At 42.6% G+C, this 19,726-nt stretch carries 20 protein-coding genes; 14 read left to right on the forward strand and 6 right to left on the reverse strand.

What is annotated here, in order from left to right:
* The first annotated feature begins 459 nt into the window (after positions 1 to 459).
* Both JMY02_RS08860 and JMY02_RS08865 read left to right on the forward strand, forming a co-directional pair.
* Positions 460 to 1,089 (forward strand): superoxide dismutase, encoded by a 630-nt coding sequence (locus tag JMY02_RS08860; RefSeq protein WP_201597298.1) that lies wholly within the window; start codon positions 460 to 462, stop codon positions 1,087 to 1,089.
* A gap of 268 nt (positions 1,090 to 1,357) precedes the next feature.
* Entirely contained in the window at positions 1,358 to 1,762 is a 405-nt protein-coding gene (locus JMY02_RS08865; RefSeq protein WP_201597300.1) for a hypothetical protein, read from the forward strand.
* 223 nt (positions 1,763 to 1,985) lie between these two features.
* Here JMY02_RS08865 and JMY02_RS08870 read toward each other — a convergent pair whose 3' ends face one another.
* The 3 genes from JMY02_RS08870 to JMY02_RS08880 all read right to left on the reverse strand — a co-directional run bounded on the left by JMY02_RS08870 (position 1,986) and on the right by JMY02_RS08880 (position 5,153).
* The gene (locus tag JMY02_RS08870) at positions 1,986 to 3,005 is read right to left on the reverse strand and encodes a hypothetical protein (protein WP_201597302.1); all 1,020 of its coding nucleotides are present in this window, start codon (positions 3,003 to 3,005) and stop codon (positions 1,986 to 1,988) included.
* Positions 3,006 to 3,140: 135 nt separating this feature from the next.
* Positions 3,141 to 4,316 (reverse strand): metal-dependent hydrolase, encoded by a 1,176-nt coding sequence (locus JMY02_RS08875; protein WP_201597304.1) that lies wholly within the window; start codon positions 4,314 to 4,316, stop codon positions 3,141 to 3,143.
* Positions 4,317 to 4,466: 150 nt separating this feature from the next.
* Complete coding sequence (locus JMY02_RS08880; protein WP_201597306.1) at positions 4,467 to 5,153, reverse strand: TetR/AcrR family transcriptional regulator; 687 nt, start codon at positions 5,151 to 5,153, stop codon at positions 4,467 to 4,469.
* A 58-nt stretch (positions 5,154 to 5,211) separates the two neighbouring features.
* Here JMY02_RS08880 and JMY02_RS08885 point away from each other — a divergent pair, with 58 nt between their 5' ends.
* Both JMY02_RS08885 and JMY02_RS08890 read left to right on the forward strand, forming a co-directional pair.
* On the forward strand, positions 5,212 to 5,691 hold the full coding sequence (locus tag JMY02_RS08885; RefSeq protein ID WP_201597308.1) for a nuclear transport factor 2 family protein: 480 nt from the start codon (positions 5,212 to 5,214) through the stop codon (positions 5,689 to 5,691).
* Positions 5,684 to 6,514, forward strand: a complete 831-nt coding sequence (locus tag JMY02_RS08890; RefSeq protein ID WP_201597310.1) for an NmrA family NAD(P)-binding protein — start codon at positions 5,684 to 5,686, stop codon at positions 6,512 to 6,514. Before JMY02_RS08885 ends, JMY02_RS08890 begins: the two co-directional genes overlap by 8 nt.
* A 259-nt stretch (positions 6,515 to 6,773) precedes the next feature.
* Here the strand turns inward: JMY02_RS08890 and JMY02_RS08895 are convergent, their stop codons facing one another.
* The gene (locus JMY02_RS08895; RefSeq protein WP_201597311.1) at positions 6,774 to 7,592 is read right to left on the reverse strand and encodes a DUF72 domain-containing protein; all 819 of its coding nucleotides are present in this window, start codon (positions 7,590 to 7,592) and stop codon (positions 6,774 to 6,776) included.
* A 69-nt stretch (positions 7,593 to 7,661) separates the two neighbouring features.
* Positions 7,662 to 8,735: a polyprenyl synthetase family protein gene (locus JMY02_RS08900; RefSeq protein WP_201597312.1), complete on the reverse strand. Its 1,074-nt coding sequence runs from the start codon at positions 8,733 to 8,735 to the stop codon at positions 7,662 to 7,664.
* A 766-nt stretch (positions 8,736 to 9,501) separates the two neighbouring features.
* Between JMY02_RS08900 and fadB the strand changes: the two genes are divergently transcribed.
* The 9 genes from fadB to JMY02_RS08945 all read left to right on the forward strand — a co-directional run bounded on the left by fadB (position 9,502) and on the right by JMY02_RS08945 (position 18,137).
* Positions 9,502 to 11,661 carry a fatty acid oxidation complex subunit alpha FadB gene (fadB, locus tag JMY02_RS08905; protein WP_201597315.1) on the forward strand — a complete coding sequence of 720 codons (2,160 nt, stop codon included), beginning with the start codon at positions 9,502 to 9,504 and terminating at the stop codon, positions 11,659 to 11,661.
* 231 nt (positions 11,662 to 11,892) lie between these two features.
* Positions 11,893 to 13,065: an acetyl-CoA C-acyltransferase FadA gene (gene fadA / locus JMY02_RS08910; RefSeq protein WP_201597317.1), complete on the forward strand. Its 1,173-nt coding sequence runs from the start codon at positions 11,893 to 11,895 to the stop codon at positions 13,063 to 13,065.
* Positions 13,066 to 13,252: 187 nt separating this feature from the next.
* Positions 13,253 to 14,131 carry a hypothetical protein gene (locus tag JMY02_RS08915; RefSeq protein WP_201597319.1) on the forward strand — a complete coding sequence of 293 codons (879 nt, stop codon included), beginning with the start codon at positions 13,253 to 13,255 and terminating at the stop codon, positions 14,129 to 14,131.
* Positions 14,132 to 14,206: 75 nt separating this feature from the next.
* Entirely contained in the window at positions 14,207 to 15,214 is a 1,008-nt protein-coding gene (locus tag JMY02_RS08920; protein ID WP_201597321.1) for a hypothetical protein, read from the forward strand.
* A gap of 146 nt (positions 15,215 to 15,360) precedes the next feature.
* On the forward strand, positions 15,361 to 15,621 hold the full coding sequence (locus JMY02_RS13790; protein ID WP_227678460.1) for a rhomboid family intramembrane serine protease: 261 nt from the start codon (positions 15,361 to 15,363) through the stop codon (positions 15,619 to 15,621).
* Between the two features lie 2 nt (positions 15,622 to 15,623).
* Positions 15,624 to 15,902, forward strand: a complete 279-nt coding sequence (locus tag JMY02_RS08930) for a hypothetical protein (protein ID WP_201597327.1) — start codon at positions 15,624 to 15,626, stop codon at positions 15,900 to 15,902.
* Between the two features lie 203 nt (positions 15,903 to 16,105).
* On the forward strand, positions 16,106 to 16,681 hold the full coding sequence (locus JMY02_RS08935; protein WP_201597332.1) for an isochorismatase family protein: 576 nt from the start codon (positions 16,106 to 16,108) through the stop codon (positions 16,679 to 16,681).
* 114 nt (positions 16,682 to 16,795) lie between these two features.
* Positions 16,796 to 17,425, forward strand: a complete 630-nt coding sequence (locus JMY02_RS08940) for an HD domain-containing protein (RefSeq protein WP_201597335.1) — start codon at positions 16,796 to 16,798, stop codon at positions 17,423 to 17,425.
* A gap of 106 nt (positions 17,426 to 17,531) precedes the next feature.
* Positions 17,532 to 18,137 (forward strand): DUF1287 domain-containing protein, encoded by a 606-nt coding sequence (locus tag JMY02_RS08945; protein WP_201597337.1) that lies wholly within the window; start codon positions 17,532 to 17,534, stop codon positions 18,135 to 18,137.
* Between the two features lie 99 nt (positions 18,138 to 18,236).
* Here JMY02_RS08945 and asd read toward each other — a convergent pair whose 3' ends face one another.
* Positions 18,237 to 19,073 carry an archaetidylserine decarboxylase gene (gene asd / locus JMY02_RS08950; protein WP_201597338.1) on the reverse strand — a complete coding sequence of 279 codons (837 nt, stop codon included), beginning with the start codon at positions 19,071 to 19,073 and terminating at the stop codon, positions 18,237 to 18,239.
* 139 nt (positions 19,074 to 19,212) lie between these two features.
* Here asd and dtd point away from each other — a divergent pair, with 139 nt between their 5' ends.
* The gene (gene dtd, locus JMY02_RS08955) at positions 19,213 to 19,668 is read left to right on the forward strand and encodes a D-aminoacyl-tRNA deacylase (RefSeq protein WP_201597339.1); all 456 of its coding nucleotides are present in this window, start codon (positions 19,213 to 19,215) and stop codon (positions 19,666 to 19,668) included.
* Positions 19,669 to 19,726: the final 58 nt, after the last annotated feature.

Genomic DNA, 19,726 nt, shown 5'->3' on the forward strand with positions numbered 1-19,726 from the left:
AGCTTTTGATAGTGGTAGTGGTGTTTATAGGGATCAATTTCAATATCCCTACAGCAATGACTGTTTATAGCTTTAAGATCACTGTCGCTATCAATAGATAAACCACCAGTTGCTATACAGATAGTATGGGTTATAACATTTGGTAACTGATATTTCTGGTTGCTTTTGCTATAATAGGCGACAAGCTACAGTGAATTATATCTTATGGCTTGTGAATATTAAGTTAATAAAAACACATAAAGTCAAACACTTGGCTTTTGGGCAAAAAATAATAGCTCAGTCAATTTTGGATTCATAATAATACGTGATATTGTGTTAAGCAATAAAGTGTATGAAGCGATAACATTCAGTTCGAACAATAAACTCAGCCAATTTAGGTTGCTATTTTGTAGAATAAAAACAGTGTAAAATTTCAGTTTCTACAACTCAACGGCCAAAAACAGCAAGGATAAAATAATTATGTCACATATTACTTTACCAGACCTACCATATGCAAAAGACGCACTAGAGCCACATATCAGTGCCGAGACACTAGAGTATCATCATGACAAGCATCACAATGCATACGTGACTAAGCTCAACGAATTGCTACCAGGTTCTGGTCTAGAAGATAAAACGTTACCAGAAATCATCAAAGCAACCGCTAAAGATGATAGCAAGCAAGGCATGTTTAACCAAGCAGCCCAAGTATGGAACCATACGTTCTATTGGAACTGTATGACCCCAACCAATGGCGGCGGCGAACCTACTGGTGATTTAAAAGCGAAAATTGAAGAAGATTTCGGTAGCTATGACAAATTCCGTGAAGAGTTCAAAAACGCAGCATTGACTCAGTTTGGTTCAGGTTGGGCATGGCTAGTCGCTGACAAAATTGGTGGCAAACTGTCTATCGCTAAAACAGCAAACGCTGATACACCATTGGCACATGACCAAGTAGCGGTATTGACTTGTGACGTATGGGAACATGCGTACTATGTTGATTATCGTAACCGTCGTCCTGATTATGTTGATACGTTCCTAGACAAGCTTGTGAACTGGGACTACGCAAATGCAAAGTATAAAGGTCAAGACGCTGGCGTTGAAGAGTAATCTTTAACTAAGCATTTGATTTGAAAAAAGGACACCGCGAGGTGTCCTTTTTTTGGTGTGCGTTTTAATAATAAAAAATGAATGGGGTATGAAAATACCACGGTAAGATAGCCTTGCTTCATAACTACTCTGTGGGCTGGAACTTTAATGAGCATTTTCATGGCAAAGGTTACGCCAGTGAGAGCACTAATGATTTTATAGATAAAAACGGTCTTGATGTCGCTATAATACAGGCGACGCAAATATAAAATGCAGACAGGGGAATAGAGTGAATAAAGCACGCATTGCAGTACTGACCACATTGACATTATCGGTGCTGAACCTGTGCTTTATGATACTTAGTGTATTGACTAGGACGCGATTATTTCTGGATTATCCATCGATGGTCATCACTTTATTCACGGTGTTTTTGATTACTCTTGGGGTACTCAGCATCTGGCATCTGTTCGCTGGGCTAGACGGTCAGGTGATGAGCGGAAAAGTACTCTTACTGCTCGCGGTGGAGTATTTTGTGGTGTATGTGGCGGGCATTGCCAATATCTTTCCGCGCTCGGTCGCGCCAATGGGGCAGACACTGTTTGCCATGGAGATGCTTGGCGCTGGGCTGGCGGTATTGCTGTTTGTTAGCGCAAGTAGGTATATCAAGACTGCGCCCACGCACACTTCTACGTAAGTAGTTATACAGTAATTGCGGTGGCAAGGTAACGGTGTACTGTTGATTCATATCCTGACTATGTTGATACGTTCATAGAGAGGTTAGTGAGTTGGAACTAGGCAAACGCAAAATATAAAGGTCAAGATGTTGGCGTTGAAGTGTAATTTTTAATTAGGTATTTGATTGATAAAAAAGGATGCCGCGAGGTGTCCTTTTTTTGTTTAGTAAAGTGGTTTTTACACTATCTATCTAAAGCCTTTTCATCTAACTTTCTCAATACAAATCGACCTTGTTCTGCTACGTTAGCGGATTTATCGGCTGCAAATTTTTCTGCAAGATTTCTAGCGGGGATACCTAAGCTTTCAATATTTCTAATAAGAAATTCGGCAGAAACTTGTCTGACAATAGCAGATCGGTCAACAGCTGATCTATTTAATAATTCAAGAAAAGGTATTTGCACGTCAATTTTTCTTTCAGCAATAATTGGTATTAATTTTTTTTCACCATAGTATTTATCAATCCATTGCCACTCCCTACCTTTAACCCACGTCATACGACCTTCAAATAAGCTGCGATACGCTTTGGCTCTCACATAAGGTTGGACAGCATTACTAGCAATCTCATTAAGATAATTATCGAGAATACCAGTACGACCAATTTGTGAAAGCAATGAAGGCATTGGTCCTGATGTAGAGGATATCAGGCGAGATTTAAGTAATAAGGCCATTTCTTCAGAAATAACCATATCTAAAAATAAGTGCTTATCTATTTCTTCCATTTTCCCCCACGAATGCCAATTAATCAGAAGCATACACAAGACTTCAGTCACGTATTCAGGTTCCGTACTTTTAAGCAGCGAAGGAAGTACTTCTCTTGCAGCTGTGCGAACTTGCGGTACCCAATCATTCAATCTGCGGACAGCTAGAGCAAGGGAAAAAGCATTTGGTGCACCATCTTTTGATAGCGCGCGTAGACTCTTTTCTCGTTTATATCCATCCGCATTGACAATATCTAGCCAAGTCAATTTTGGAGCAGGTTTAAACCAACGCGCCCATTTTGACTGTGCAGTAAGGTACAGATTACTATCAAGTTCACTACGAATGAGGCGCTCCCAATAGCCTAATTTTACCAACTTAAGATTTGAGGTAACTTGGACAAGCGAGGGCATGTCTCCTCTATAATCATTACTAGAATCTATTGAGCGAGTAAATGCTTCGATAGCTAATACAATGTCATTCTTTGTTTTTCGATAATCTTTCATAGTGAATTACTCTTTTAGCTACAATACTTCAAACCCAAACTTACCCAACGCCTCTCTCAACATCGCAATATTATAATAAGCATGCGCATCAACAGTGTTTTAAATATTGAATGTATGGCGTTACCGATTATAGCTTTATTTAATAACTTTCCAGCCATTATCTCCATCCACCATCGTCTCATCAAATACCCGTTTAAAACCTTGCTGAATCAGCTCAAAACGTGATGGCATAGGCTCGTTGTCTGCTTCAACGACAGGTGCTTCTATCGGTGTGATGGCTTGCCATTGCGTACTTTGACTGGCTTTATCAGCTAATACAAAACTAAAAAATGCGGTATCGCCCGCCATCATTCGTAAGTCATCAACAACGAGTTGCGTGGTTTGCTCGTTATTTCGAGCAGAGTCTTGATTAGCGTCGCCATTAGGCTTTTGCGTTCTATATCCTGTCCAATCACCGGAGAACCAATCGAGTCTTGAAGCATAAGGCTGGCTAGATTGTGGCAAACTTGCGTTAAGTGCCTTTGAATCGTTATATTGAGTTAAGTAGCGATATTCGGGAAGGCGCTTATCTAACGTGCTACCTCTTAGCTCAATAAGCTGATGCTGATTATCTTCTGCGAGCGTCCGCCACATCAGAATAGTAGGAAGCACCGGCATGGTTTTGATACGGACGATATTGTCTATACCAGCAGCTGCTAAAGTTTGCTCGGCTTGACTTTGCGCGTAGTATTTCAATCCTACTGACAGTAATAGATAGCTACTACTAACGATGAGCATCCATATGGCAAAGCGTTGGCAGTTGGCAAAGAGTCCTCGTTTAAATAGGGATAAATTGCGACCTTTTATTAGTCCCACAATCATAGCGATAAGCAAGGGTATAGTATAAAGCGGGTCGATGATAAACCTTGAGGCGATGCTGATAGGCGTAATTTGTAATGACTCTTGTAATGGCCAAAATAGCTGCGTACCGTATACGGTAAAGCTGTCTAATATCGGATGCGTCGTCAGTGCCAATGTCATGGCAAATGCTAAGCGCCTAAAAGAATAAGGCAGCGGCATATTACGCCATTGATGATAGCGACTTATTAGCCATGCACCGCCTAAGCCTAATGCAGTTAATACAAACAGTGAATGGCTAAAGCCCCGATGATAGGTCATGTTGCTGACTGGATCACCATAATGTAAAAGCACATCTAAATCAGGGATAGTGCCAAGTATTGCCCCATACAGATAAGCTTTGCGGCCTTGATATTTACCAAGTATTGCCCCTTGGACGCTAGCACCTAAGACGATTTGACTGAGTGAATCCATAGCGCTCTTATTAATTTAAGGGATTAGGTTTAGATTGATTATAGTATGTTGAAGTTATGGGTAATTAATGCTGCTCGCAGTATCGAAATATTATAAAAGGCATGCGCATTGGGGGTATTCTAAATAAATTTAACCATTAAAAAAATCAAATTAACAACGAGCCATCGCTTCAATGGCTTTTGCCACATCATTCAAGTAATCTTCGTTGACACGTTGCCCTGTCACTAACATACGCCAGTAAATTAAACCTGCTACGGCGTCACTCAACAGCTCAATATTGGCATCTGCTGGTATCTCTCCTCTTGCGATGGCACGAGTAAAAATTTTCTCAGCATGCCCGCGACGTTGCTGTTGTAAACGTCCGCGGATGGCATCAGTCAAATCGCTTGAGCGCCGCATCTCAGCATGCAAATCTGGTAAAATTCGACCGATAAGAGGATGACGTAATAACCGTCTTAATGTCAATAATGTCTCGTAGATATCACCATATAGTGAGCCGGTATCAGGCTCCACGATAAGCTCGATACCGATAGTCTCCATTCGCTCAACGACCATTGCAAACTTAGAAGGCCAGCGCCGATATAGCGCCGCTTTTCCGACCCCAGCACGTTTGGCAACCTTTTCAAGGCGCAATGAACCATATCCGTTAATAGCCCATTCAGTAAACAGCGCCTGAGTGAGCGCCTCAGTAACGGCAGGTTGCATCACTGCCGCTCCTGACGGCGCACGTTTTTTTGTACGGCTTTCTGTCAGACTATTTGATTTAACATTATTGCTATCAGAGGATTCATTCGAATCTTTTACAGAATCAGCTTGAAAATGCTTGTAATTTGTCAAAAGAAGGTTATCCTATATGGATGGAACGATATAGTTCCGTCCTAAATGAGGTGAGATCATGAAAACAGGTAATGAACAAAATAACAATCTAGTTCCTGCATTCTCAACTATGATTGCTCAAGCGCTAGGTTCATCCTTAACCATTACTACCGACAGTTTTGTAGAGATGTTCGCAGAAGACGGTGTCATGGAGTTTCCCTTTGCTCCACCAAGTATACCTGATGTTTTAGAAGGCAGAAGTGCGATTGCCAATCATCTTAAATGGCTACCTGGGTTACTCACTATTGATTCATTCAGCGAGCCGCAGGTACATCGAAGTGAAGATGGCAAAACGGTTGTTCTTGAATTTGATTGTATTGGTAAAGCCACAGCAACAGGCAAGCCTTATAACCAAAGCTATGTATCAATTATCACCATGCACAATGGCAGAATACAACGCTACCGTGACTATTGGAATCCGCTAGTCACACTATCCATTATGGATAATGATACAGCGACTGCTGCTTCTGATACAAAACGGGAGCGTACTCATGCGTGATACTATTTTAGTCACTGGTGGTACTGGAAAGACGGGTCGCCGCATTGTTCAGCAACTCGAAGCTCGTGGCATCCCTGTCAAAGCGGCATCACGCACCGCTAATGCTTCTAACCGTGTAAGATTTGATTGGTACGATACGACCAGTTTTGCAGCAGCACTAGAGGATGTCAGAAGTGTGTATTTGGTTGCGCCTGCTGATACGGCCGAGTCTCTAGATGCCATGCGTCCATTTCTTGAACAGGCTGTTACCGCAGGCGTAGAGCGCTTTGTATTACTTAGCTCATCTTCACTTGAGCAGGGCGGCGCGTTGATGGGGAAGGTACATGAATGGCTCGCGCAGCAATCGGTGCCCTATACTGTACTGCGTCCTAGTTGGTTTATGCAGAACTTCTCTGAATCTCAGCACCTTATGGGTATTTGTCGTGCGGATATGATTCGTTCGGCGACAGGTGATGGAAAGGCTGGATTTATAGATGCCGAAGATATCGCCGCCGTCGCAGTAGAGGCACTAATTGATCCGACCTTTTCACACACTGAGTTGATACTCACAGGCTCTGCAGCTATTAGTTATGATGAAGTCGCTCAGATTATCGGTGGTGCCGTTGGTCGTCCTATCTCACACAATCGATTAGATGCTAATGAGTTGGGTAAAATGTTCCGTGAAATGGGCGTAGCTGCTGACTTTGCTGACGTCCTTGTTCAGATGGATATTGCGATTAGCGAAGGCGTAGAAAACCGTACTACTGATAACGTGCATATGGTGGCGGGTAGCTTTGAGGCGTTTGCTCAACGCGAAGCACTGGTATGGAAAGTTGCTTCTTAACACAGTCAATCTATTTCAAAAAAATTAGCGTTCTGCTGGAACAAATTTTTCAAAACCTCTATTACACGTGCGAAACTTCAATGAGAAAAATTCATACCAGTAGGACAGCATGTCCGTGTGTCTCACTTTTATTTAGGATTGATTATGACCAATAAGATCAGCCATTTTAGTTAAAACTAATAAGTGCTTTCTAGTGCTCTGAAAATAAGGGAGTTGAATATAATGAATAATAAGCTGTATGAAAAACCATTATCCAGAGCTACAACACTTCAAACCCAAACTTACTCAACGCTTCTCGCAGCATCGCAATATTATAATACGCATGCGCATTGACGGTGTTTTGAAAAAAGACATAGAGCGTATCAAAATGCTGACGCTGATTGGCAATCGCTTGTGCCCAGTCCTGCATCTCCGCTTCGCTATAGCGATAATCATGACGGTCAGCCGCACTCATCGCATCCCACCAGTTTAGATTATTACCATGCATGCGTAGATAACCTATACGTTCGGTAAATATCAATCTTGACGGTGGCAGTCCGCTGACTTTGGGGTAATCAACGCTACACCAAATCAAACCTTGCTTGACAAAGCTATCGACGACTTGCGGTGTATGCCAGCCGTTATGGCGAAACTCAACGGCGAGTGGATAGTCTGTAAACCAGCTGACCAGATTGGCAAGGTAGAGACGATGCTCACGAGTACGATCGAAGCCATGCGGGAATTGTAGTAATAATGGCGCTAAAGCATTCGCTTCGATAAGTGGCGTGAGAGCAGTAAGAAAAGCCTGTGCATGTTCGGCAGTGCCTTTTCGCGCATGAGTGAAGTCTTGATGGAGTTTGACGGCAAATTTTAACTGACTATCAGTTTGCACATAGGCTTTATCAACCATACCCGCAAAGGCTTTTTGCCCGATGGGCGCATAGAAAGTACTATTGATTTCGACTGCGCCATATTGCTTGGCATACTCACGCAAAAAGTCCGTTTTTTTGGTACCAGTGGGATACAGCGTACCGAGCAAATCGGTATCGCTATAGCCGCCAGTGCCAAGATAAATACGCGGGGTAGGGTTACTGTCCATCTTCACCACTCATTGCCTTTTGGGGTAATAAAATTTGCTGAGTTTTTCATTCAGATACTATTCGCTAAACTATTTTTTACGCGACCAAAGCCACTCAATTAAAGCCAATAGCGCATCATTATTTTTGCCGATGTTGTCTTGATTGTCGCTGAGCTCTCGACTGATGGCTGCACGTCCATCATCAAACAGCGATTGCGCATAGCTGGTTGCATCATCGACACCCATCAATTTTACATAAGTGGATTTGTCGAGTTTTTCATCGCTACCTGCAGGTTTGCCAAGCATATCGGTGCTGGTGGTCACATCCAAGATATCATCTTGTACTTGAAAGGCGAGACCAATATGCTGCGCGCATTCTTGCAACGCCATGCGCTGCGGGGCAGTCGCGCCCGCACAAATACCGCCCATGAGCATGGCCGCCTCAATCAACGCGCCCGTTTTATCACGGTGGATGGCTTCTAAATTCTCTTGAGAGATGTCCGTACTGGCTTCTGCATTGAGATCAAGCATTTGACCAGCCACCATACGCCGTGCACGCGGGGCAAATATCGCTAATAGCTGGCTTGCGATATTCGCATCGAAGTGCGCAAATGTGGGCATCTCTGCGGTCAACACCTCAAACGCTAACGTCTGCAACACATCTCCTGCCAGCAGCGCTGCCGCTTCATCAAAGGCGATATGACACGTTGGCTGACCACGGCGTAGCTCGTCGTCATCCATACACGGCAGGTCATCATGGACCAACGAATAAGTATGCAGCAGCTCCACCGCCAACGCCGCCCGTCGCGACATATCATAATCGGAGTCATTTTCTAACAGCGTTTCCAAATCTTTATCTTGCTTGGTCTCTTTATCAGGGCTTTTATAGGCATCGTTAGCGGTTTCATTAGTATTACTATGATTGACACTGGCAAAGGTACTAGCAACCAATAGTGGGCGTACCAATTTGCCGTGACCCGTCATCACATAAAGACAGGCATCGACCAGTGGGCTTGGTAGCTCGGCATAAGCAAATAGTACCTCGATATCGTGAGCCAATTGCGTACGCACAGCACCATGAAATTGCTCAGTGTTTTGAAAAGAGACAGAGTTAAAAGGTATAAAGCCAAAAGAGGTCGCGCTAGGAGTAGGGGAAACAGTCATAATCCAACCATTTATCAGGGACACAGTAAAGTTATCAGGGATACGGTAAAGTTATCAGGGATACGGTAAAAACGGTATTAGTGTAGCATGATAGGTCATATCGCTTGTGTGAGACACCGTATCAATTGATTGTTTTTTGCATATTGCTGGCACGCCTTACCTAAAAATAGCTAAGTACCACTGAAATAAGACCATAAGTTCTCGTTACGTATTGGCGGTTTTACTCACTGGTTGAATATGTTGTGATAAAGGCGCAAGCTAAGTGAGCGGCATGAATGGAATGACATCAACTGTTTAGCCTCTTTTATATGGCAGGCATCGAAGACAAATAAGATAAATGCCTATCAGTGATTTAAGAGTGACTTGCGAGTATGGCATTAGCTTGTGACAGCTAGGGGTATAATCCCCTACACTAATTGACGTGATAACGGTCTGATGGTGACCTTGCTGGGTTTTACTCAGGATGATGAATCATTCATGTTCAGTGTTGGGCCATGTCTTAGTCGTTATTTTTAACATCAGTATTTTTAGCAGTAGCATATAAATAAAGCGCCGTATGATTTTGTGGGAAAACTTTAAAATAAGTACATAGCAGTGTGTACAAGATCATGAGCGCTGGATAATAAAGACATCTTCACTCGTGTGCTGGCTAGTTGGTCTTTACAACGAAGCGGGCACACAAGTGCTATTACCCATTTTACTAACAGTAACTGGCTATTTATTTTACTCTAAAACGTAGCTTTCGTTATATAGAAAGGAGTTTCAAATGGTATACCAAGGAAATCGCATCACGGTGACAATGCTAGAGGATGGCATCGCCAACATGCAGTACAACGCCGAAAATGAGAGCGTGAATAAGTTTGATGCCGAAACCAACAAACAGTTTGGTGAAGCCGTCAGCGCGTTGGAAAAAGCTGACGACGTAAAAGGTCTTATCGTCACCTCAGCCAAAAGCGTGTTTATCGCTGGTGCTGATATCACAGAGTTTGTGGGTTCTTTCAAAAAATCAGAAAGCGAGATCAAAGATTGGGTCATTCATGTCAATGACGCTTTCAATCGTTTTGAAGACCTGCCATTCCCAAAAGTTGCTGCCATTAATGGTGCGGCAATGGGCGGCGGCTGTGAGATGACATTGGTGTGTGAATACCGTGTCATGAGTGACAAAGCGATTATCGGTCTGCCAGAAACTCAGCTAGGTATCTTCCCAGGGTTTGGTGGTACGGTGCGTAGTACTCGTATCATTGGTATCGATAACGCGCTTGAGCTTATCGCTACTGGCACACCAAAAAAACCGCTTGATGCACTAAAGCTTGGTTTGGTTGATGCAACCGTACCTGCTGATGACTTGCAAGATGCGGCGATTGATTTGGTCAAAAAATGTATCTCAGGTGAGCTTGATTGGAAAGCGAAACGCGAAGAAAAATTGGTTCCAGTGAAGCTAAACCAGCTTGAGCAAGCCATGGCATTCAACAGTGCCAAAGGTATGATCTTTGCCAAAGCCAACCCTAAGCAGTACCCAGCACCAGCACTCGCTATCGAAGCCATCGAAAAACACGTCAATTTACCACGTGACAAAGCGATTGAAGTCGAAGCCGCAGGTTTTGCTAAAGCCGCTAAAACCCCGCAAGCAGAAAGCTTGGTTGGTCTGTTCTTAAACGATCAGCTGGTCAAAAAACTGGCCAAAAAACACAGCAAGCTTGCACATGACATCAATGAAGCGGCAGTACTAGGCGCGGGTATCATGGGCGGCGGTATCGCTTATCAGGCAGCCAGCAAAGGCTTGCCAATTATCATGAAAGACATTAAGTCTGAGCAATTAGATCTTGGTATGGGCGAAGCCAGTAAATTGCTTGGCAAAATGGTGGATCGTGGCAAGATGACCCCAACGCAAATGGGTGAAACATTAAGCCGTATCCGTCCTACTTTGAATTATGGTGACTTTAGCGAGACTGATATTGTTATCGAAGCCGTCGTAGAAAATCCAAACGTAAAGCGTGCGGTATTAAAAGAAGTAGAAGGCTTGGTAAAAGACGATTGTATCCTAGCGTCAAACACCTCAACCATCTCTATCACCTTCTTAGCAGAAGCGCTTGAGCGTCCAGAAAACTTCGTTGGTATGCATTTCTTTAACCCAGTACACCGCATGCCATTGGTAGAAGTGATCCGTGGTGAGAAATCCTCTGAAGAAGCCATCGCGACGACTGTTGCGCTCGCCTCTAAAATGGGTAAAGTGCCTGTTGTAGTTAACGACTGCCCAGGTTTCTTGGTCAACCGTGTGTTGTTCCCATACTTTGGTGCTTTTGACTTGTTACTTAAGCAAGGCGCTGACTTTGCTCATGTCGACAAAGTCATGGAAAAATTCGGCTGGCCAATGGGTCCTGCTTACTTAATCGACGTCGTCGGTCTAGATACCGGCGTCCATGGCGCAGAAGTCATGGCGGATGGTTTCCCTGATCGCATGAAGCCTGACTACAAAGGTGCCATTCAGCATCTGTATGAAAACAATCGCCTAGGTCAAAAGAACGGCGTTGGTTTCTATAAGTATGAAATGGACAAGCGTGGTAAGCCAAAGAAAGTGGCCGATGAAGCCACTTATGAGCTGCTAAAAACCACCACAGACAGCGATACACAAACCTTTGATGAACAAGCCATCATCGACCGTACCATGCTGGCTTTCTGTAATGAAACTGTACGCTGCCTAGAAGACAACATCGTGAGCACGCCAAGCGAGGCCGACATGGCAATGATTATGGGCGTAGGTTTCCCGCCATTCCGCGGTGGTCCTTGCCGTTATATCGACCAAATGGGTCTAGATAACTATTTGGCATTGTGTGAAAAATACGCACATCTTGGCAAAGCCTATGAAGCGCCACAAAAAATTCGCGATATGGCAGCCGCAGGCGAGACTTTTTACTCAGTCGCTTAATGAACATACCGTATTAGGATAAGTGTGGTACGTCTGCCAAAAGAGAGATAGCAATGGATTTATGAATACTCTTTAATGACAGACGTACTGTTTTAGCTGGTTCACCGTAGCTCTGATAAATGATATTAAGCATCAATTCGTATTGCGCATTATGCCTTACGTAAGATAAATAAATCATAGAGATGAAGTGAACTGCCTACACTGACAATAAAAATTGAAAAGGAAGATAGTATGACAACTTTAAGTCCAAATGATGTGGTCATCGTAGATGGCGTGCGCTCGGCAATGGGCAAAACCAAAAATGGTATGTTCCGTCATGTACGTGCTGACAATATATCTGCTGAACTGGTACGTGCATTGGTAGAACGTAACGACTTTGATACCAATGACGTTGAAGATATTATCTGGGGCTGTGTCAACCAGACGCTAGAGCAAGGCTTGAACATCGGTCGCAACATCGGTTTGCTTGCTGGTATTCCAAAAACCGCTGGTGGCCAAACGGTCAACCGTCTGTGTGGTTCTTCTATGCAGGCGCTACACACCGCTGCTGCCCAAATCATGACCAACCAAGGTGATGTCTTCATCATCGGCGGTGTCGAGCACATGGGTCACGTCGGCATGATGCACGGTGTTGATTTGAACCCTGCGGCTTCTAAGCATTATGCAAAAGCCTCAAACATGATGGGTTTGACTGCTGAGATGCTAGGCCGTATGAATAACATCACGCGCGAAGAGCAAGATGCTTTTGGTCTTGAGTCACATCGCCGTGCATGGGCTGCGACTACCGAAGGTCGTTTTGACAATGAAATCATCGGTATCGAAGGTCATGATGCGGCTGGTCGCTTGCAACTGTGCACCGTTGATGAAGTGATTCGTCCAGATGCGACGATGGAGCAAATGCGCAATCTACGTCCAGCGTTTGATCCAAAAGGCGGTACGGTGACTGCGGCAACCTCATCTGCACTATCTGATGGTGCGGCAGCCATGCTAGTCATGAGCGCGCAAAAAGCCAAAGACTTAGGTCTAAAGCCACGTGCTCGTATCCGTAGTATGGCTGTTGCTGGTTGTGACGCCGCTATCATGGGCTACGGTCCTGTACCTGCCACACAAAAAGCCCTAAAACGTGCTGGCATGAGCATCACTGATATGCAAACCATCGAGCTAAACGAAGCGTTTGCCGCTCAAGGATTATCAGTACTAAAAGCTCTGAACTTGACTGATAAGCAAGACATCGTAAACATCAACGGTGGCGCGATTGCACTAGGCCATCCACTAGGATGTTCAGGTGCTCGTATCACAGTGACCTTGCTAAATGCAATGGAGCAGTCAGATACTGAAATCGGTCTAGCGACGATGTGTATCGGTCTTGGCCAAGGTATCGCGACTATTATTGAGCGTGTGTAATTTTTAAAAAGCTGATATTTGTTTATTAATTTAACTTTTATCTTGTACAATGGACGCCTCTAACGCTATGTTAGGGGCGTTTTTTTGTGCTTATAAAGAATGAAACCTTACCAGTAGTAAGTGCCAACGGAAGAAAGGCATTCTTAGGCAATGAGATTAATAAGGGTTAGGTTGATGATGGTAAATTATGTTAGATAAAGCGCTCATTACCATAAAGCTCAAGCTAATATTTTTACCATTTTTAGGGTTGAGCCTTTTAACAGCCGTAGTTTATGCTGTCGTACGTTGGACTTTTGACATTCATTTAGATATATGGCCGTTTAACGACACTATTTGGGACCTCATTATTCCAACAATATTGAGTGTCATGGTGGTATTGATTGGTATGCGTAAAAGGGTTAGGTTATTACGTTTTAAGCTGTTTGAAGAAAAAAGTTTTAATGTATGTTCCTTCGTAATGATAATGTCTTTATTTCCAGCTTTATCTGTCAGTCAAGCTTATCTGTCTAAAGCCTCGTATCATGTGATCGATATAAACAACGTTGACGAGGTTCGGCAGTATCCAAAACAAAAATACTTTCGAATAGCTGATTTTGATATCAATAAACCAGCGGCTGAAGTACATATGACTACTGAGCTGAGTGGAAAATATCAGAGTCATATTTTGGCTTATTTATATGTTGCTACACCTTTTGTGAATGCTAAAAATATTTGGTTAGCAAAAAGCTTTCGCATAGAGATTGACAATAATATTACTGAAGCAGCTAAAAGGCGGCAGCTCAACAGATTTATTGAAGAGTCAGAACATGAATACAAAGTTTTTGATGCCTCATCTATCGCTTACTTTGAATATATAAAAAATTCAGACGTAAAGAGGGGTTATTTACAAGCTACTAAGTTATTACCACAACCACACGAGAGCGAAGCTTATATGCTTCTTGGCAAACAAGGTACGCTTTCAGAAGATGCCAACGCCGAGTTGCTGAAATTCATTAGGTTTTTTTTAATTGGTATGGCTATTTGTTTAGCAATGATTTTGCGGGTTGAAGTTGATAAAAAGCCTTGAAGAGCATGAAGAAAAAATCATATTGAGCATTACATATTTAGGGCGTTATTTAATCTAAACGAGTGGTAATGGTACATGCGAGATAACGATAAGCCAAGTCAGTATAGATATAAGAATAAAAACAGAAATAGAAACAGAATAAGTAAAAAAGATAGGCATAAGGGAGCACAAAATTTAAGTGTACAAGATGCAATCAAAATAAAACTCAAGCAGGTGTTTTTTCCTTATTTAGGTTTGAGCATTCAGACTATTCTGCTTTTTGGTGCTTTCCGCTGGGTATTTGATATTTATTTAGACGTTCTACCTTTAAAGGAAGGCTACTGGGATTTTGGTATTCCTTGTTTTTTATCAATCTTGGTCGTTAGTATTTGGATGTGGCCGAGGTACGAGCTTTTGACCTTAAAGTGGGTTAAGCGTAGTAGTTCAGGCTATTTTTTTATAACTATGGTTTTAGCATTAGTGATACCGCTTGTTCTAAGCCAAAAATATTTGTCTAAAGCTGCTTACGAGGTTATTGAAATAAACAACCTGAATGATATTCGTCACTATCCAAAGCAAAAGTATTTCAGAGTAGATGATTTTGAACCACTAAAATTAGAGCAGGTTTCTTATATAGAAACACAAGTAGTCAGTGGACGATATTTTGACTCAACATTGCATATTGATTATTACATTGCCACGCCATTTATAGCCGCTGAGAATATTTGGCTAGGTTCTTTATACCGTACAAGCTACGATAATCGTGTAGACCAAAGTATTAAAGACAGTCAATATGCAGCGTTTATCAATGACTCGCGCCATAAGTACGAAGCCAAAGACTTCTCTAATATCAGATACTTTAAGAAACTTAAATTATCAAATAGCAGAAATGCTTACTTACACACGATTTCTACGGCTAATAGGCAATCTAATTTGCCACCTTTGATATTAAAACCTGAAACAGGATTGCTTGCTGACAGCTTAGATCGTGATTTCGTCTGGGGGTTTGGTTCATTTATGATTGGTATGGGAGTGTGCTTATTGCTTATTCTTGCAGCAGATATTGATAACCAAGAAAAGAAGGGCACACGAAAACACATATAAATACAAAAGCATGTAAAAAAACGAGATCCAGTGAAGGATGGGTCAAAAAGTATAGGGGCTCTTTTTAGAAGTAATAAAAACAACCTGCAACGTTAGTATTGATGCTGACTTGTATAGGTGCCTTTATACTAACCATATTCATGGATATGGATATCATAACTCTTTTATCCAGGCAGATAGATAAGGTAGGTGGGTTGACTACGGACGCGCTGCAAGCTGGTAAGTATTTACGTGTAGCCACATCGATTTTTGTACACGCAGGGATTATGCATTTAGCAATGAGTCTGGGAATGCTGTTTGCGGTAGGTTCTATTTTGGAAAAAGTCTTAGGTCCTATACGTTTTACGATTGCCTTTTTATGTGTGGAATCTTTTCTAATATTTCAGGTATTTTCTATTATGATATGAACATGTCGGGTGCTTGGGGCGCTATATTTAGCTTGTTTGGTATTGCGATGATGTTGACTATGTATAAGATCTTTAATAAAAAATATAGAGAAATATATGGTGCTACCGTGGGTGTAATACTGACTATTGTGTTATCTAGTATGTTTGTTGAGTTCATAAACACGCTCAGTTACATGGAGTATTATCTTTCAACTTTATGTTTTGGTGTTGTTTCTGGTGTGGTAATGGTTATGACTCAAAAACAGTCTTTATTACAAAATGCTAGGCGCCATAATATATAGTTATTGGCTATCCTTCATTAAGAACCTATATCAAGTAGTATTAATCAAGCGTGGATAATAGTTATTAATCATTATTAAAAATTATCTCCATTGACGCATCCAGCAAACTATGACTAAATAAGAGTAAGCTGAGCCAAGACACTATTGATGATAACTCTAAAGTAGTTTTTAATAATAAATATCAGCCGTACAAGGAGTGTACTATGTCTACTATGATTACCGATCGCACCTATCGAATCGCTCGCGAAAACACGCAAGCGATGATTATCGATGTACAAGAGCGCCTAACGCCGCACATCTATGACCACGAAAATATCATCAAAAAAACCGTGATGCTTATTAAAGGTTTACAAGCGCTTGATATCCCCATCATGCTCAATGAGCAGTATAAAAAAGGATTGGGCGATACGTTGCCCGAGATACGTGATGTACTAACAGGTGATAATGCAAAAAGCTTTGAAAAAGTCACGTTTAGTGCCTGCGATAATAATGATACATGGCACCATTTAGCACAGCAAAATCGTAGCACTATTTTATTATTGGGGGTCGAAGCACACGTTTGCGTGCTACAAACGGCGCTTGATTTGCTTGATAATGGGATGCAGCCCGTCATTATTGGTGATGCGGTTGGTTCGCGTTTTCCCTATGATAAAAAACAAGCCATTCGCCGTATTCGCCGTGCAGGCGGAGTCATTACGACCGTAGAAACCATTTTGTTTGAATTGTGCCGCAGCAGCGAAGACCCAGCTTTTAAAACCATTAGTAATTTAATAAAATAGCGGGTTTAGCCCATTTCAGTAGATTTAAATGAGATAGCGCTTGGTAAGATAAGCGCTATTTTGCGTTTGGCCACAAAAGTAAGAGTTAAAACTATCAAAGAATCAGAGAGAAATATGTCTTTAAACACGCCTATGTCATTAACGAATCCAAAAGCCGCTTCAACTATCGACATAGATGATGTCACTCATTTCTTACTGGAATTAGATGCCCTAAAACGTGTGAATCGCCGTAGTTACGTGACAAATACCACTCGACAAGAAAACTCTGCCGAACATTCTTGGCATTTAGCGATGGCGTGCTGGTCAATCGCTGAGTTGTTTGATCTGGACGTCAATCACGAAAAATTGCTTAAGATGGCGCTGGTACATGATTTGGGCGAAATTGATGCGGGTGATACTTTTTTATATGCCAATACACGCCGTGATGCACACGTTGAAGAGCGCGCTGGCATCACTAGATTGCAACGCGAGCGGGGCAATGGCATTGGTGATTTGAGTGAGATTTGGGAGGCACAGGAGACAGGTATCAGCAAAGAGGCTCAGCTTCTTAGGGTCGTTGATCGCTTGTTGCCATTTTTGCTAAATCTAAATACCCATGGAAAAACGTGGATTGAGCTTGGTGTCACACGTACGCAAGTCGCGGGTGCTCATACCTTTATTAAAGACAGCTTTCCTCCTATTCATGATTGGTTATCGAAAAATATTGAATATGCCACCGAGCGAGGGTGGTTGGTTGATGCTTAAATACAGCCATCATTTTGCTGTTTAAATATTTATATTTTTCAACTAGTAGAGCATTCATACCCTAGCTAAATGCACGGTTAAGTATATTACATAGAGAGGTCGTCAAATGAGAGTCATTGGCATTTATAAGGTTTTCGCTAAATCGCTCGTCTTTATTAGCATCCTAAGTTTGGCGCAACTAACGCAGGCTGCCGAGCCTATTAGCAATGGTGATAAATTGGCAGGCGATGCCAAAAAACAAATCGGTATTACCACCAGCTATGACCCTGCTTACCGCAAGTTGGATTTTCCGCGTGGCGATGTACCGATAGAAACAGGCGTCTGTACCGATGTCATTATTCGCGCTTATCGCTTGCAAAATATAGATCTACAGCAATTAGTTAACCATGATATGAAGTCAAATTGGTCGGCTTATCCAAAGAATTGGGGGCTGAAATCAACCGATGAGAATATCGATCATCGCCGAGTGCCCAATCTTGAAGTGTTTTTTGCGCGTCACGGAAAGACATTATCGACGACTGATAAAGACAGTTTTCAAGCAGGAGATGTGGTGACGTGGCGATTACCGAATGGCAATCTGCCGCACACGGGCATCGTCTCCGATAAAGTCTCTGCGGATGGTACACCGCTGATCATTCACAATATCGGACGCGGCACGCAAGAAGAAAATATCTTATTTGCTTATCCTATTCTCAAGCACTTCCGTTATTAACTACTATGTTGCGATAAAACAGTTACCCACACTAAAAAGCTCAGTTAAGCATAAATTAGGATGCTGAACTGAGCTTTTTTGAGTTGTTAAATCGCTCGTCTATTGAGTGTTAGCAACACCCAATAGTTGTCCCATCTGTACCACACTATTGGCTTTCATGCTGTCTTGCCAATCCGCTTTTGCTGCTTTTGGCAGCACGATGATGGCGGTCGAACCTAAATAAAAACGTCCAAGCTCATCACCTGCTGCAAAGTCCATATCATGATCGGCTTCTTGTATGTCATCGGTACGAGTGATCTTACCAGTCGCTACGGTTTCGATGCCAGCGACAATCATAGCGCCAACCATCACCACGGCAGCTTTACCATATTTGGTATCAAACATACACACCAAACGCTCGTTACGGGCAAATAGGTCAGGTACATTGGCAGCAGTGGTATTATTGACCGAAAACAGCGTACCCGGTACGTAGCGTGTCTTGGTCAACGTACCCGCAAATGGCATGTGGACGCGATGATAATTGCTTGGTGCCAGATAAACAGTGGCAAAACTGCCATCGGCAAAATAGCTACCATCTTCGCTATCGGCGAGCAGTTGCCCGACATCATAGTGACGACCTTTGGCCTGTAGCAATTTATGATCTTCGATTTGTCCGAGCTGAGAGATGATACCGTCAGCAGGACTAACGATGCCGTTGACGGTGGCATCGATCGGGCGAGCGTCTTCTTTTAGCTCACGTGTAAAAAAGTCATTGAAACTCTCATACGCATTCAGACTCTGGCGCTCATACTCATCGAGACTGACGTTGTAGGCTTTGGCAAAGCCACGGATAAATGCCCGTTTGACATATGGATGACGGCTGGCAGCCAAACGCCCAGCGACTTTACTCAGTTGCTGCTGCGGGACAAGCTGTTGTAAGGTGGTGAATAAATTCATAGTAAGGCGACCAAAATAGAGTGTGAGGTAATAATTAATGGGCAAGTAAATGGCGGTATTTTATCATGGACAGCGTATCATTGTATGAGCATAATCTGTAAGCCATTCCATTTATAAATAAAAATAAAGAGGGCCGTAAATGAAAGCACTTGTACAACGGGTAGACCACGCTAAGGTCATTGTCGATGATCATTGTGTTGGTGCAATCGAACAGGGTTTGTTGGCTTATATTGGCTTGGGACATGAGGACAGCTTGCAGAGTGCACAGCGGATGATCGATAAAATTCTCACTTATCGTATCTTTAACAATGATGATGATCCTGCCAAATACGGTAAACTGGATAAAAATGTGCAACAAGTCGGTGGTGGGTTATTATTGGTATCACAGTTTACCTTAATGGCAAAAACGGACAAAGGGCGTCGTCCTGATTTTGGTGGAGCGATGGCACCTGACGCGGCAAAAACATTGTTTGCGCAATTGGTTGCTTATGCTCAGACGCAATATCCTAATGTTGCCACTGGTCAATTTGGTGCTGATATGCAAGTTGAGAGTATCAATGATGGACCACTGAACTTTTTATTAGAAGTGGATTAAACGATTGAGTAAGTTGTCAGCTACAGTCGATTCAATCTAAAAATCATACCAGTAGTAC

Origin of the sequence: Psychrobacter vallis, from assembly GCF_904846715.1 — a bacterium.
Classification (GTDB): domain Bacteria; phylum Pseudomonadota; class Gammaproteobacteria; order Pseudomonadales; family Moraxellaceae; genus Psychrobacter; species Psychrobacter vallis.

Excerpts from the sequence above, each read along its gene's own strand:
- JMY02_RS08945 (WP_201597337.1), top strand. The coding sequence starts at position 17,532 with ATGAGAGTCATTGGCATTTATAAGGTTTTCGCTAAATCGCTCGTCTTT.
- fadA (WP_201597317.1), top strand. The coding sequence starts at position 11,893 with ATGACAACTTTAAGTCCAAATGATGTGGTCATCGTAGATGGCGTGCGC.
- asd (WP_201597338.1), bottom strand. The coding sequence starts at position 19,073 with ATGAATTTATTCACCACCTTACAACAGCTTGTCCCGCAGCAGCAACTG.
- JMY02_RS13790 (WP_227678460.1), top strand. The coding sequence starts at position 15,361 with ATGGATATCATAACTCTTTTATCCAGGCAGATAGATAAGGTAGGTGGG.
- dtd (WP_201597339.1), top strand. The coding sequence starts at position 19,213 with ATGAAAGCACTTGTACAACGGGTAGACCACGCTAAGGTCATTGTCGAT.
- JMY02_RS08940 (WP_201597335.1), top strand. The coding sequence starts at position 16,796 with ATGTCTTTAAACACGCCTATGTCATTAACGAATCCAAAAGCCGCTTCA.
- JMY02_RS08900 (WP_201597312.1), bottom strand. The coding sequence starts at position 8,735 with ATGACTGTTTCCCCTACTCCTAGCGCGACCTCTTTTGGCTTTATACCT.
- JMY02_RS08885 (WP_201597308.1), top strand. The coding sequence starts at position 5,212 with ATGAAAACAGGTAATGAACAAAATAACAATCTAGTTCCTGCATTCTCA.
- JMY02_RS08870 (WP_201597302.1), bottom strand. The coding sequence starts at position 3,005 with ATGAAAGATTATCGAAAAACAAAGAATGACATTGTATTAGCTATCGAA.
- JMY02_RS08930 (WP_201597327.1), top strand. The coding sequence starts at position 15,624 with ATGTCGGGTGCTTGGGGCGCTATATTTAGCTTGTTTGGTATTGCGATG.
- JMY02_RS08890 (WP_201597310.1), top strand. The coding sequence starts at position 5,684 with ATGCGTGATACTATTTTAGTCACTGGTGGTACTGGAAAGACGGGTCGC.
- fadB (WP_201597315.1), top strand. The coding sequence starts at position 9,502 with ATGGTATACCAAGGAAATCGCATCACGGTGACAATGCTAGAGGATGGC.
- JMY02_RS08920 (WP_201597321.1), top strand. The coding sequence starts at position 14,207 with ATGCGAGATAACGATAAGCCAAGTCAGTATAGATATAAGAATAAAAAC.
- JMY02_RS08915 (WP_201597319.1), top strand. The coding sequence starts at position 13,253 with ATGTTAGATAAAGCGCTCATTACCATAAAGCTCAAGCTAATATTTTTA.
- JMY02_RS08860 (WP_201597298.1), top strand. The coding sequence starts at position 460 with ATGTCACATATTACTTTACCAGACCTACCATATGCAAAAGACGCACTA.
- JMY02_RS08875 (WP_201597304.1), bottom strand. The coding sequence starts at position 4,316 with ATGGATTCACTCAGTCAAATCGTCTTAGGTGCTAGCGTCCAAGGGGCA.
- JMY02_RS08935 (WP_201597332.1), top strand. The coding sequence starts at position 16,106 with ATGTCTACTATGATTACCGATCGCACCTATCGAATCGCTCGCGAAAAC.
- JMY02_RS08895 (WP_201597311.1), bottom strand. The coding sequence starts at position 7,592 with ATGGACAGTAACCCTACCCCGCGTATTTATCTTGGCACTGGCGGCTAT.